The following is a 13,006-nucleotide window of genomic DNA, read 5'->3' as shown; positions in this document are numbered from 1 at the left end:
GCTTAACCTTTAATGCGAAGCCAACCGGTGCAAGCGAATGAGGGTCAACGCGTGGCCGCACGCGAACCGGCAGCTGTCTGGAACAAAGAAGCAGTGCCGATGCGATCGCACTTACCGGAAAGGGTAAACAGGCGATGATCCGCGCATTCGATATGGTTTCCGCGACTGCTGACAACCGGGTTTAACATAGGCTAAGCGGCGGACTTATAACGCTTTTATCCGCGCCGACTTAACGCTCTGGTAAGGCAGCGCCTTCTAGTTAACCCTTCATGTTCTCGGTCACCGGAAAAGCATACAAGGCGGCGTTCCACAATCGCGGCCGCTCGCAAATCTTGTTGACGGGACTTTTGCAACTTGATGACGAATGGCGCGCGTTTCGAATCAAGGACATCTCCACGACCGGGCTGAAGGGCAACGGTATTCTCGATCTTCCCGTCGGAATGGACGTGCAGGTGCGCATTCGCGATAGCGAACCGATTGCCGCCAGTATCGTATGGTCGAACGGGAGCCTGTTCGGACTGAGCTTCGCCCATCCGATCATTCCGGAAGAGTTCCGCACCCGCATTACCGGTTCTTATAATCCTCCAAGCGGCTCCAAAAAACCAGCTCCGCCGCGGCGACCGGTCTGAGCCTGAGTTTCCGAGATAAGCCGGGGCTCGTGACTGCTCAAAAGCTCGGAACTGACTTCGCTCGTAGACCCGGAGAAGCCGAACATATATTCGCCTTATTGTGTGCTGCGTTCCATAACGGAGGCCAATGTGAAACTGAGCGCTCGTCGGGTCAACTATCCCACAGCCTTCCATGACAGAAGCTTTGCAGCTTACTAAATGGCCGAGTTCGTAATCGGTGCTACATGCGCCCTGCTCCGTGCCCAACGGTGCCGACGGTAAGCGCTGACCGCGTAGCATAGCGAGGGCCAGAACAAGGTCGCGCTATGTCGCTACTCGTATCGGCCCAGTGCCAAGGAACCTTTATCCAACCGGTTCATGATCTCGTTGAACATTTCAAGCTGCAGCACCGCGACCAGCGCCATCAGCGATCCGCGCCGGTCGCGTAGGGCGAACTGGGTGACGAGGTAGATCGCCATCCCTGCATGAACATGCAGCATCGGGTGAGACATGCCGGTTCCCTCGACGATACTCTGAGTGAACTGCGCGTAGGCGTCTACGATCGACATGCGAACGTGGTCGCAGCAAACACTTACGCAAAATACAAAGGTCGCAGTCAATTTTACGTGAAGGACATACCACCGGGCGAAATTCAGGAGGTATGACTGTTGGTTCCCGCCGCAACGCCATCGGTCCTTGAACGAACTCTGAAGGCGAGGCCGAACCGGCAGGTCTGGTCGAACCAACTACGTCGTAACGTCGTTCGCCCCTCGGCCATTCACCTTCGTCGATTGTACGCGCCGTTAGGCGAATTTGCCTCAGCTTTTGGAACGCAGTCCGGCAGGCCGTCATCGAGGGGTCGCATATTATTCGGTTCGACCACCAGGAGTGATGTGCGTCCGATGATTTGTACCCGCAATACCGCCACGTTCTACGGAGTTCTATTCCTGGCATCCGTCCCGCTCGCAGCACCATCTCAGGCTCAGGAAGTAGACGCTGACCCCGCCCAAACCGGTGACGCCCCTGCCCCGCAGCCGGCAACCGCAGCGCCGACTGCTGCCGCGCCGACCGGGGGGCAGGTCTATACTGCAGCAGATTTCGCCCGCTACGCACCCAAGAACGCACTCGACATGCTAGTTCAGGTTCCGGGCTTCAATATTCGCGAGAACGAGCAGATGCGGGGGCTTGGGCAGGCGACTGGCAACGTTCTGTTCAACGGACAGCGCACGTCGAACAAAGGCGACTCCTTAGGCACGCTGCTCCAGCGGATACCGGCATCGAACGTCATACGCATCGAAATCGTGGACGGGGCTTCGCTGAACGTCCCGGGCCTCTCCGGCCAAGTCGCCAACATAGTGTACGAAGCTGAAGCGGCGCTCACTGGCCAGTTTTCATGGAAGCCGCAATTCCGACCGTACAACACCGATCCGTTGTTCACGCGCGGCGATGTATCGATCAGCGGAAAGACCGGCGCAATCGAGTACGAGGCCGCACTCAACAACGACGACGCCGGACGCGGAGGAGCCGACGGACTGACCTTCATTTACGACGCGGCTGGCAACGTGATCCAGACGCGCGACGACGCCTGGAACTCGAAGTCCGATTCTCCGAAGCTCTCTGGAAAAATCATCTGGGATGGCCCCGGAACGAGCATCGGCCATGCGAACGCGCATTACCAGCGGATCTACGAGCGCTATGATGAGGATGGTTTCCGTCTGTCACCGGGTTTGCCTGATGAAGTGCGGACCGTGAAAGAGCGCACCGACAGCTGGAACGTCGAGTTCGGCGCCGACTACGAGTTTGACCTCGGCCCCGGACGCCTGAAGGCTATCGGCCTGAGGCGGTTCAATCATGAGCCGTTCTCGCAAACCATTATCAGCACCTTTGCTGACGCGTCAGCAGATAATGGCGACCGGTTCGCCCAGACCGGAGACCTCGGGGAGACCATCGCCAGGGGCGAATACAGTTGGAAGATGTTCGGCGGCGACTGGCAGTGGTCGGCGGAAGCAGCGTTGAACACGCTTGAGAATGTCTCAGGACTGTTTACGCTCGACCCGTCGGGAAAGTTCGTAGAAGTGCCGTTCCCCGGCGGCACCGGCGGCGTAACCGAAGATCGGTACGAATCCCTAATCAGCTTTGGACGAAAGCTGACCGGCACGCTGTCGTTTCAGATCATCGGCGGAGCCGAGCATTCGACGATCACGCAGACCGGCAATAACGGCCTCACCCGTAGCTTCTTTCGCCCCAAGGGGACACTGTCTTTCGCCTGGAATCCGAGCGATACGTTCGACGCTTCACTCAAGATCAGGCGGCGCGTGTTGCAGCTGTCTTTCTACGATTTTCTCGCCCGCGCTTTCCTCAATGACGATAACCAGAACGCCGGCAACAACCAGCTTCGCCCGCAGCAGGATTGGAGCTTCGAGGGCGAGGTCAACAAGAAGCTCGGCCCGTGGGGTTCGCAGCAACTCCGCTTGATCTACCGGGACGTCGAGGATTTCGTCGATATCGTACCGGTGCCCGGCGGGGAATCTGTTGGCAATATCGCGAAGTCATGGGCCGCCGCGATAGTCTCGACGAGTACGATCACCTTCGATCCGGTCGGGCTAAAGGGTCTGAAGCTCGATGGGACGTTCGTCTTGCAGAAGTCCAGCCTGCGCGACCCGTTCACAGGCGAAACGCGTCAGTGGAGCGGCTTCGCAACCCGGCAGGTCAGCCTGTTGCTTCGCCACGACATTCCCGCGAGCGACTGGGCCTACGGGCTGGAAGCCAGCCATGCGCACTTCGAACCCCGCTATCGCAGCAATCAGGTCGATCTCATGAGCGAGGGGCGATGGTTCGCGGGTGCATTCGTCGAACACAAAGACGTTTTCGGCCTAGCGGTTCAAGCCGGGATAGACAACATCCTGGGTGCCCGCTCCTATCGCTACCGTACGGTTTTCGAAGGTCTGAGGAATGCTAGTCCGATCGCCTTTATCGAAGATCGCGACCGCCGGATCGGCCCCATCTTCTACGCGTCGGTACGAGGTAATTTCTGACCAGCTACGGACACGAACGGTTAACAGTCTCCGCTTCTGTGTTGCGGACAGGTTGCGCTCCCCTTTTAGAAAGCGAATTGCCTGCGGGTCGAAAACCCTTCCATGCGCCAGTTCATCAGCGCCGCGCGCGCCTGCTCCGGTCCGCCGAACTGAAAGCCAAGCTGGCTTTCGTAACATAGCGTGGCAGCGGTCTTTCGTTCGGCATATTGCTGTGCGAGGGCGCTTCGATAAATGCCCTCGGGCGGCTCGGTCTCGCGCATCGCGTAAGGATAATCCTCCCACCATACGACATCTTCCGCCGTCCGCTCGAGAGCCCGGCGCACCGCTAGATGATCGACATGATTACCCACGGCCATCGGACCGTAAATGAGATCGGGCTGCATAGCGGCAATCGCATAGGCGAGAGCGCGCAGGAGTTCGTCCTCGATCAGGTCGTCCTCATGCCGTCCCGCAAACAGGGCCGTTGCGCTTTCGTACCCGCGGTGCGGCGCTTCGAGGAACGGCCAGTGAAGCGCCTGCGCCCCTATCTCGGTGCACGCAGCCACGTCCTCGGTGCGTCTCAGGCCCATGTAATCGACCCTCTGGTCCAGACCCTTGTCGAGCTGACACGCAAGCGCAAAGCCGGACGGGTGAGCGACGTTCCCGGTGAAACAGGTCAGCACCGTCACCTCGTCACCGGCGTCCGCAAGTGCAGCCAGAGTCCCCCCTGCCGAGAAAACCGCGTCGTCGAGATGAGGTGATACGGCGAGCACGCGCTTCACAAGAGGTGCGGCTGTTTGAGGAAGCGGCAAGCCGGATCGTGAGGGAGTTCGGGATCGAACGGCGGCGGGGCGCCGTTGCCTGCGACATCGCGGTAGATTTCGGCGATCATTCCGCCCACGACGTCCCAGCTGTAGGTCGCGCGGCATTCGGCAAGTGCGGTAGCGGCCAGACGCTGCCGCTCTCCCGCATCGTCGATAAGCAGTTGCAGGTTGGCGGCTTGCGCAGCGATGTCGCCCGGTTCGCTGAGCAATCCGTTCTCGCCGTCGCGCAGGCAGTCCGACACGCCGACCGCGTGGCAGGATACGATCGCCAAACCGCTCGCCATCGCTTCGAGAATAGTGTTGGAAAACCCCTCTGCGTAGGTCGGTGACGCGAAGACGTGATGCGCGTGGTAAATGTCCGGCACGTCTGCGTATTCGGCATACCCGGTAAAGGTGACCCGGTCTTCGAGGTCGCGTTCCGCGACAAGCGATTTCGCCGCTTCTGAGTCCGGCCCGATACCGGAAATGGTCGCACGCCAATTGCCGCTTAGCCGTGCGCAAGCCTTGATGAAGTCGAGCACGCCTTTGCGGGCATCGACGCGGCCGTGGTACAGGATGCGGACCGTGTCGTCCGCGCCAAGCGTACCGGGAGTGAAGCGATCCGTATCGACCGCGCCCGGAACATAGGTAAAGCGGTCTATCGGCGTTCCGAGCCGCTCGTTGACTTCACGCGCAAAACTCTCCCCGCCAATCAGCACGGCCTGCGGATGATCGAGTACGCGCAGCATCGCCTGCCGGTGCGTTTCGCAGCAGCTTCCCACCCAATGACCGTCGCCGCCCTGGATTGACACGACGACCGGCAAGCCGAGCCGCTGTCCTGTCACTAGCGTCGCCCAGCCCGTTGGATAACCATATTGCGCGTGCAGCACATCGAAGGGTTTGGCGGCGTGCTCGCGTACGATGGTCTTGATGATCGCCGCGATATCGCGCTCGAAATTGGCGGTGCCTTCGTTCGCTTCCTGCTCGCCCAGCTGTTCGAGGCCGATGACCTTTACGCCCGGCACTTCGGGCGGAGGGCCGCCGCCGTAGACGCCCTTGCCGAACTCATCGCCGCGGTACTGGCTGACCATCGTCACGTCGTGATCGCGCGCGATCAGTTGCCGCACAAGGTTGATCGCGTAGATCGACATGCCGGAAATGGCAGGGAAGAAACGGCGGCTGACGAAGCAGACCCTCATGTCGGCGCTTTCTGCCGCAGATACGCGATGCTCTCAGGGATAGCCTCGTGTGCGCGCGGGCTTTCGCGCGAGAGCTCGACCGAAACGAGGCGCTCGAAACCTATGTCGTTCAGCGCCTTCAGGACGGCAGGAATGTCCATGTCGCCCTCTCCGAACGGCAAGTGCACGTGAACGCCTCTTGCCATATCCTCGACTGCGACCGTGCCGAGGTGATCGGCATAGCGGCGCACCGCATCAGCGGGGTCGATATCCTGACTGACAATGCAATGCCCCGTATCGAGCGCGAGCTTCAGCCGCGGATGGCGCTCGTGTAGCGCATCCCACTCACCGCAGGTTTCGATCAGCATACCGGGCTCGGGTTCGAAAGCCGCATCTACTCCCGCTTCCTCCGCGTAATTGAGAACGCGCTCCAGCCCCGCGTGTAGCCAGTTATGAGCATCATCGCGTCCGACACCGGGGCGCGGAACGCCTGCCCAGAAGCTGACCGCATCAGCCTTCCAAATCGCGGCGATGTCGATCGCGCGCGTCAGTAACGCGACGCGGCGGTCACGGCCTTCCGGTTCTGGCGAAATCAGCGTCGGCTCGTGCTTCGCGCGCGGATTGAGCAGGAAGCGCGCACCGGTCTCGACGATCGCGCCAAGCCCCAGTTCGTCCAACAACCTTGCAATTCGCTTCGCCCCGCCGCGCCAGTCGTCGGCGAAGGGATCGCAGTGATGGTGGTCGAGCGTGATCGCCGCGCCCTGATAGCCGCTGTCCGCAATCAGGCGCAGCGCATCGTCCAGCCGGTGGTTGGCCGCGCCGTTGGTATTGTAGGCGTAGCGAAGCGTCATGCCGCTACGCGGTGCGAGGCGGCGTGGTGCGCTTCGGGCTCGCGGTAGAGCGGGTAGAGCGGACCGACGATTTCGGCAGCGCGTTTCGTATCGAACAGCGGCTGCCCGCCGAACCTGTCGATCGCTTCGGGTGTGACACGCACCGGCTCCAGTCCCTCGCGCCGCTTACCGAAAGTAATGAGTTCGCTGTCCATCTCGATCAGCTTGCGCGTTCCGCGCTCTCCGATGCGGTAATAGCTCATCGTTTCAACTTCCATGCCCGGAACGATCAGCTTCACCGTCGCCACCGGGCAGCCTGCGGGCGTCATGTCGACGTAGAGCGGATCGAACCCGGCATCGACCGCGCGCTCCAGCGCGATGCGGCCTCGGTCGCGTGGGCCCGGACAGGCCGAATGCGGCAAGTCGGCGAACGGCTTTCGATGCTTTTCGGACAGCATATTGCCGGAAAGCCAACCCCGGATCTCGCCCGCCTCGCGCAATTGCCAGTCGATCATCGCACCGAGCGCCCTGCGGTCCGAACTCTTTGCCGCTCCTCCGCTTCGCGCGAGGAAGCGGTCGACATAAGTCTCGGGACTAAGAGCCCGGGTGCGCGCGTCATCGCCGTGCGCATACGCCTTTCGTGCCCGGCTCGCCGCATATTCGGTCAGCACCTTTTCGAGCGCGGCATTGCGGTCGGGATGCGCTGCTTCGCCGCACGCCGAGACCATGATCGGTTCGGCAGGCGCGCCGCGCTCGTCCACACCGACGCAGTAGAGATTGCAGATGCCGAACTCGTCGGTCGCAAACTTCGGGATGGGGCGGACGCCGGCCGCTTCGTAATTCGCGAGCAGAGCGGCAGCGCCTTCGGGCAAGTCGTCAGGCAGGTCGATGGCGACCCCGCGGTCGAGCGCGCGGAACAGCAGACCGTTACCGTCGCGCTGCAATATCTCGCAAAGCCCATGCCCGACTGCCCAGTCGAGATCGGGTCCAGCGCCCATGCCGTTGGAGATAATCGTCGTGAACGGCTTGTAGCCTTCCGACAGCTCCGCCGAATTGTACGCCGCAAGGTCGATCGGGACGAGTACGGTCGATCCGTCGGTATGCCGGACCCCCTCCACCCATTCGAGCTGGGTATCGCGGCCGACGCTCGACCCGGCGGGCAGGCACAGGGTGAGCGGGTCGGCGACGGAGCGTTCGCCTACCGAAGCGGCAAGCTCGGCGTAAGAGCCGCGCGTCTTCTCTCTTGCGCCAAGCGAGAGTGCCGGGAAGGCCATTTCCGCAATCTCGCCCATCGCGCCGAGGATCGCCTGGCCTTCGTCCATGCCGTAGCCGACGCCGTAGGGCATGACCCCATCAAGGCGCGGTTGGTCTTCGGGAAACAGCGCGACGATCCACACCGGAATACCCACGCGGTCGATCGGATCGATCGGGAAGGCAACTATCTCGCCTTTCGGAAACGCATCCAGATACAGCCGCGCCGCATCGGGCAGATCGGCAGGCAGGCCGGAGTTCTTCATAAGGCTACTCGCTTGACTTGAGGGGGGCGCGACAGAGCTTCGTCGAGGACTTCGAGCGCGCGGTCTCTGCCGATTTCGGGCGCGTATTCGAATGGTGTGAGCAGGGCATCGAAGGCAAGCGGCGCGATCACGTCGCGGTACCGCTGCAGCTCGCCATGCGTCAGCGGGATGTCCTTGTGGAACGCCTTGTGACTCGAGATATGCGTCGAGCGCCCGCTTTCGTCCTGGTCGATCTTGAACATATCGCCGCAGAAAAGGCGCCCGTGTTTGGCATCGTGCAGCGCGGCCTGTCCGGCGTAGTGGCCGCCGACGTGGTGCAGCGTATAATTGTCCGCGAGTTCGAGCGTGTCATCATAGGGCGCCGTCACCCGGAGCGCCTTGGTGTAGTTGAGGTCGTCCGTATGGATAGCGACCACCGGCGGATCGAAATGGCGTTGCAACTGAAACAGCGCGCCGTAACCGTGCGGGTGGCTCGCCGCGAGATACGCTATCCCGCCGAGTGCCTCGATCTGTGCAAGCACTGCTTGAGAGTAATATGGCGCGGCTTCAAAGGCGATGTTGCCGCCCTCGCGAACGATCAGCCAGCCCGTTCCGCCTAGTCCGAGCTGCGGCTTGGTCGTGAACGCCCAAAGGCCGCTCGCAACCTCGCGGAAGCTGCCATCATGCACCGTGGCGACGTCCGTCTCGGGCAGGAAGCGCCACCCGTCTTCGGGAAGGTCGTTGCGCACGTCCGAACAGACCGGGCAGTCGGGCGGCGCGAAATGCTGCTGCCAGAAACCGCAATTGGCGCAGGCGAAATGGCTCAAAGGCATGTGCGCGCCTCCTCGAACGCGGCGAAGAACTGCCGGGCGGCGGCAATATCGCGATTAATGTCGAAATCGCCTGTGCCGTTGCGGACGAATTCGGAGAAAGCTGCAGCCTGGCGCGTAAAGGGCGATGTACCGGTGTCGAATGCGAGCGACTGCGTCGACCCGTCCTTCGCGTCGATCCGGGTCATGTGCCCGCCCGCGTCCTGCCCCATCGTATCGGTCGCGACGATCATCGCTTCGGTCCCGGCGATCTCGAGACGGCGGCGCGGCAGTTCCTCGGGCCAGTTGTAGCTTGTGTGGCTGGAGAACAGCGTGCCCGATGGCATCGCGCCGATGGTCATGCCGCCGTCCTCCACCGCGTAGTCGTGAATGCGCCGCTGAAGCCGCATGGTAAGGTTCTGAACCGGCTCGTCCATAAGGAACTGCGCGAGATCGAGCCCGTGCGGCGCAAGATCGAGCACCGCCCCGCCGCCGGCGCATTCGGGCCGGGCGCGCCAGTTATCGCCCGTATTGCGGCTCCAGTTCGGATCGACCCAGCAGCAGTAGACGATCCGGATTGCCGTCACCGTTCCGAGGTCGCCGGACGCGATACGCTCGCGGATGAGCGCATGGGCGGGATGATAACGCTGATCGAATGCCGTACCCATGCGAACCTCGCCGCTTTCCGCAACCCTGCCGATGCGTTCGAGATCAGCTGCCGAATGCGCTAACGGCTTTTCGCACAGAATGGGTATGCCGTACGGAGCGACCTGCTCGATTACGCCCGCGTGAAGGTGGTTGGGCGTCGCGACGTAGATCGCGTCGAGACCGCCATCGTCCAGCATCGCTCCCAGTTCAGCGTAAGAACGCGCGCCAAAGTTCGCAGCGTGGCCGTGCGCAGCAAGCGCGCAATCGCAAATGGCAGCCACCTCGCCTCCGGACGCACGGATGCCGGGCGCCATGTAATCGCGTGCCACCCAGCCGTAACCGACGATGCCCCAGCGCGTACCCATCACCAACGCTCCGGCAGGTCGACGAGGCGGCGGTCGCGTTCGGGCGCTACAGGCGACGTAGGGTCGGTCCAGGTGGCCGCCGGTCCGTACTCGGCTGCGTAGCGTTCCGACGGCCACATCGGTCCGTCCGGCTCAATAAGCGGATTGGCACGTAGGACGGCATTTTGCGGCGGCACGGCCAGCCCGCCGCCGATTGCGCGCGGCTGGTTGCCGCCTTCGACGATTGCCCAAGCTTCGACCTGCGGATCGGCAGTCCATTCCGCTTGCACGGGACGCTCTCCGGAAAGCAACGCACGGCGGAGTTCGCGCTCGTCATAGACATGTGCGTCCGGGAACAGCGTCTGCCATTCCGCGGCAGTTTTCGCCGGACCGAACGCGCCGCCTGCGACCGCATCGTTATGCAAATGGCCGACCGCAAGGACGCCTCCGTCGCTGAGCACGTTCCGCAGGCGGTCCGCAACCTTCGCCTGATCAGGCAGGAAATAGAATGCGTCCTGGCAATGCACGAGGTCGAAGGTCCGGCCCGCGACCGGCCAGCTATCCTTCGCATCGAAGATGACGTATTCCGCTTCGGGTGCGACAAATTGCTTCGCGAGCCAGCACTTCGAAAAGACGATATCCGCGCTGATGCATTTGACGCCGCGCCGCGTAAGCTCACGCGCATAGTGTCCGATGCCGCCGGCGAGTTCGAAGGCGCTTTCCGGCTCGTTCCAGTGCGCTTCGAGCAGCGCAAGCCCGGCGAGAAAGGTCGGGTCGGACCAGCGATGCGCGAAGTAATCGCCGACGGGCCCGTAACGCAGCAAAGTCATTGCTTCGCGAAGCGTCACCGTATCACGCCGGCGTACCAACTCCCGCAGTTCATCGAGATCGGTCGGCGGACCGTTCCACCACGTATCCTGATCGGTCAGCAGTGCGACCAGCGCTGCATCCGGGTTGCCCCCATCAAGTTCGCTCAGAGCTAGTGCGACTAGTCCCTCGCTCGCGGTACGAAGATAGGGAATGCCGTCCACCACCGGCCAGCGCTCGAATTGTCCATCGCTCAGCGAGTGCGGCGTGTCATAATGAAGCGCCCGGCTCGTAGTCGGTGAACGGAAGGGCGATTGGTCGCTCACGGCAGGCCAATCGCTTCGAGCGTCTCATCATGAAATGCTTTGACCGGACCGTCATGGACGAGACCGTAATCGTCCAGAACCAGCGCCATCGTCACGGCGAAGCGCTTCAGATGCTGTTCGATCTCCACCACGCGGTCGGTCACGTCGGCGGCGTGAAAGGCACGGGCGGCGGGCGAAGCGTCGTCGGCAATCGCAGCAAGGTGCCTGGCACTTACCTCGGCGAGTTCATCGGGAAGGTCCGCCAGCGCAAGTTCGCGGGCTCGGTCGACGACCTTGCCCAGAAGATCTCCCAGCAGGATTTCTCCCGAATAGCCTGCATCCGGCATCGCCGCGCTATGCAGATGGTGGACCATACCGTGCCAGAACGCTTCAGCGGGATCGGCATCGTAGAACGGCGCCAGCAGTCCGGCGTACAGCGCGACTATGAAGCTGTGCTCGGCGTGGTTCTCTTCAGGTTGCAGCATCACGCGGGGTTTGCCGGGTCCGGTAACACCCGCGCGGGGCTGATCGCGCAGGGCGGCGATAGTGTCAGGCAGATCACTAACGTCCGGCAATGGACTTCCCAACTGCGACTTCAGCCGCTTGACCAGCGCCGCATCAAGCGGACCCGCAACCTCGTCGACGCTGCGCTCCATCGCGGACAGTCTTTCTTCGTCAGACATTCCCAGTTCGCCGAGCTTCGCATAATCAAGATCACCCAGCCGCGCCGCGGCAAGACCGGCCGCCATCGCGCGGTAGGCGATGTCAGTTTGATCTCCGCCACCCAGCCATGCCGACCAGCCGCTTTCGAACAGCCGGGTCGCAATCGAACCGGCCCGTCCTGCCGAGCGGATGCGCTTCAGATCGCCCAGTTCGCGCAGCAAAGGCAGGACTGCAGGCGTAAGGCTCATCCCTTCTCGCCGCCTTCGATCAGCCAATGATCCAGCATGGCCTGCTGCTTGTCGAACGCGTGCTCCGGCGCTTTACCGTTTGCCATCTGCGGGGCTTTGAAAAAGAGGCTAAGTTCTTCGCGCACGCCGCCCTGTCCGCGCTTGGCGGCCAGATCGAGGCAGCGCGCGATCTCGACTGCTAACGGCGCGGCAAGGATGGAGTCCTTGCAAAGGAAATTCAGCTTCAGTTGCATTTTCTGGCCCATGAAGCCGGTCAGATCGACGTTGTCCCAAGCTTCCTTGTCGTCGCCGCGCGGACGGTAATAATGGATCATGATGATGTGATCCTCGACCTTGTAACCTAGGATGTCGTCGAGCACGCTGCCCTTGGTATCTAGCTTCGAGGCAAGCGATTTGGGATCGTCGAGCGCCAGACCGTCCGAGTTGCCGAGGATGTTGGTCGAAAACCATCCGTCGACGTGCAGCGCACGGTCGCGCAGCGCCGGAGCGATGACCGTCTTGAGGAACGTCTGCCCGGTCTTGCCGTCCTTGCCCGCAACCGCGACGTTCTCGTCGGCGGCAAGCTGAGCGAGAGGCACCACGTCGGCAGCCATTGACGGGGTGAAGTTCGCGTAAGGCGTACCCGCTCCGATCGCAGCATAGGCATAGAGCATCGCTGGGCTGATCGCCGGATCGTCCGCATCAAGGCCGCTCTCGAAGGCATCAAGGGATGCAAGACTCGTCTCATCCGAATCCGGCATTTTCTCAGTCGATGCGAGATTAATCACTACCATGCGGTCGAGCCCCCGATCCTGCTTGAACTGATCGAGGTCCTCGCGAATTTGCTCGACTGCCGCGCGGTGACCGCTCGCCATCCGGTTGTTGCCGTCGATATTGGCGCAGTGCGCTTTGCTGCCGACGGCCGGCCACGCCTTCATTCCGCGAAGACTGGATGCGCCGTCCTGCAAGTCGTTTTCGGACAGAACGCCGTGCCGCATGGCGCAGCTTCCGAGGTCGCCTTCCGCCAGGTCCCATCCGCCGAACTCAAGGTCGCTGTAAGCGCTCATGCCGTCCACATTGCGGTCGGCGAGCGGCAGGCCCGACAGGTCGTTCGAGCCGGCCTTTATCATCTCGATCCCCGCGATGGCCGTGGTGGCTACTGCCCCTCCGACCCCGATGACCGCTACGCCTACCTTGTCCGACATCATATAACTCCAAACCTGCGACGCCCTTTGGCATCGTTTTGTTCGGGCTATGTATATTGAAGGGCGCTT

At 62.1% G+C, this 13,006-nt stretch carries 12 protein-coding genes; 2 read left to right on the top strand and 10 right to left on the bottom strand.

What is annotated here, in order from left to right; genetic code table 11:
• Positions 1–335 precede the first annotated feature (335 nt).
• Positions 336–629 carry a PilZ domain-containing protein gene (locus tag HUV48_RS09775; RefSeq protein ID WP_176267598.1) on the top strand — a complete coding sequence of 98 codons (294 nt, stop codon included), beginning with the start codon at positions 336–338 and terminating at the stop codon, positions 627–629.
• Between the two features lie 311 nt (positions 630–940).
• Here HUV48_RS09775 and HUV48_RS09770 read toward each other — a convergent pair whose 3' ends face one another.
• Complete coding sequence (locus HUV48_RS09770; protein ID WP_176267597.1) at positions 941–1,177, bottom strand: hypothetical protein; 237 nt, start codon at positions 1,175–1,177, stop codon at positions 941–943.
• A gap of 333 nt (positions 1,178–1,510) precedes the next feature.
• Between HUV48_RS09770 and HUV48_RS09765 the strand changes: the two genes are divergently transcribed.
• Positions 1,511–3,643, top strand: a complete 2,133-nt coding sequence (locus tag HUV48_RS09765; RefSeq protein ID WP_176267596.1) for a TonB-dependent receptor plug domain-containing protein — start codon at positions 1,511–1,513, stop codon at positions 3,641–3,643.
• Between the two features lie 65 nt (positions 3,644–3,708).
• On the opposite strand, the gene HUV48_RS09760 is transcribed toward HUV48_RS09765, so the two are convergent.
• Genes HUV48_RS09760 through HUV48_RS09720 form a run of 9 tightly spaced genes read right to left on the bottom strand, consistent with a single transcriptional unit; the run spans position 3,709 to position 12,940 of the window.
• Positions 3,709–4,404: a PIG-L deacetylase family protein gene (locus tag HUV48_RS09760; protein WP_176267595.1), complete on the bottom strand. Its 696-nt coding sequence runs from the start codon at positions 4,402–4,404 to the stop codon at positions 3,709–3,711.
• Positions 4,401–5,624 (bottom strand): glycosyltransferase family 4 protein, encoded by a 1,224-nt coding sequence (locus HUV48_RS09755; RefSeq protein ID WP_176267594.1) that lies wholly within the window; start codon positions 5,622–5,624, stop codon positions 4,401–4,403. Before HUV48_RS09755 ends, HUV48_RS09760 begins: the two co-directional genes overlap by 4 nt.
• Entirely contained in the window at positions 5,621–6,454 is an 834-nt protein-coding gene (locus tag HUV48_RS09750; protein WP_176267593.1) for a sugar phosphate isomerase/epimerase family protein, read from the bottom strand. The genes HUV48_RS09755 and HUV48_RS09750 overlap by 4 nt, the downstream gene beginning before the upstream one ends.
• A complete protein-coding gene (locus tag HUV48_RS09745; protein WP_176267592.1) occupies positions 6,451–7,950 on the bottom strand; it encodes a YcaO-like family protein in 1,500 nt (499 codons plus the stop codon). The genes HUV48_RS09750 and HUV48_RS09745 overlap by 4 nt, the downstream gene beginning before the upstream one ends.
• A complete protein-coding gene (locus tag HUV48_RS09740) occupies positions 7,947–8,762 on the bottom strand; it encodes an MBL fold metallo-hydrolase (RefSeq protein ID WP_176267591.1) in 816 nt (271 codons plus the stop codon). The genes HUV48_RS09745 and HUV48_RS09740 overlap by 4 nt, the downstream gene beginning before the upstream one ends.
• Complete coding sequence (locus HUV48_RS09735; protein ID WP_225871625.1) at positions 8,753–9,751, bottom strand: Gfo/Idh/MocA family protein; 999 nt, start codon at positions 9,749–9,751, stop codon at positions 8,753–8,755. Before HUV48_RS09735 ends, HUV48_RS09740 begins: the two co-directional genes overlap by 10 nt.
• Positions 9,751–10,863 (bottom strand): class I SAM-dependent methyltransferase, encoded by a 1,113-nt coding sequence (locus HUV48_RS09730; RefSeq protein ID WP_176267589.1) that lies wholly within the window; start codon positions 10,861–10,863, stop codon positions 9,751–9,753. The genes HUV48_RS09735 and HUV48_RS09730 overlap by 1 nt, the downstream gene beginning before the upstream one ends.
• Positions 10,860–11,753 (bottom strand): HD domain-containing protein, encoded by an 894-nt coding sequence (locus tag HUV48_RS09725; protein WP_176267588.1) that lies wholly within the window; start codon positions 11,751–11,753, stop codon positions 10,860–10,862. The genes HUV48_RS09730 and HUV48_RS09725 overlap by 4 nt, the downstream gene beginning before the upstream one ends.
• Entirely contained in the window at positions 11,750–12,940 is a 1,191-nt protein-coding gene (locus tag HUV48_RS09720) for an inositol-3-phosphate synthase (protein WP_217906766.1), read from the bottom strand. Before HUV48_RS09720 ends, HUV48_RS09725 begins: the two co-directional genes overlap by 4 nt.
• Positions 12,941–13,006: the final 66 nt, after the last annotated feature.

This window comes from Qipengyuania atrilutea (genome assembly GCF_013370205.1).
GTDB lineage: Bacteria > Pseudomonadota > Alphaproteobacteria > Sphingomonadales > Sphingomonadaceae > Actirhodobacter > Actirhodobacter atriluteus.
This window is presented reverse-complemented; position numbering and strand designations above follow the sequence as displayed.

Coding starts and splice junctions, on each gene's coding strand:
- HUV48_RS09735 (WP_225871625.1), bottom strand. CDS start 9,751: ATGGGTACGCGCTGGGGCATCGTCGGTTACGGCTGGGTGGCACGCGAT.
- HUV48_RS09740 (WP_176267591.1), bottom strand. CDS start 8,762: ATGCCTTTGAGCCATTTCGCCTGCGCCAATTGCGGTTTCTGGCAGCAG.
- HUV48_RS09770 (WP_176267597.1), bottom strand. CDS start 1,177: ATGTCGATCGTAGACGCCTACGCGCAGTTCACTCAGAGTATCGTCGAG.
- HUV48_RS09765 (WP_176267596.1), top strand. CDS start 1,511: ATGATTTGTACCCGCAATACCGCCACGTTCTACGGAGTTCTATTCCTG.
- HUV48_RS09745 (WP_176267592.1), bottom strand. CDS start 7,950: ATGAAGAACTCCGGCCTGCCTGCCGATCTGCCCGATGCGGCGCGGCTG.
- HUV48_RS09720 (WP_217906766.1), bottom strand. CDS start 12,940: ATGATGTCGGACAAGGTAGGCGTAGCGGTCATCGGGGTCGGAGGGGCA.
- HUV48_RS09750 (WP_176267593.1), bottom strand. CDS start 6,454: ATGACGCTTCGCTACGCCTACAATACCAACGGCGCGGCCAACCACCGG.
- HUV48_RS09755 (WP_176267594.1), bottom strand. CDS start 5,624: ATGAGGGTCTGCTTCGTCAGCCGCCGTTTCTTCCCTGCCATTTCCGGC.
- HUV48_RS09725 (WP_176267588.1), bottom strand. CDS start 11,753: ATGAGCCTTACGCCTGCAGTCCTGCCTTTGCTGCGCGAACTGGGCGAT.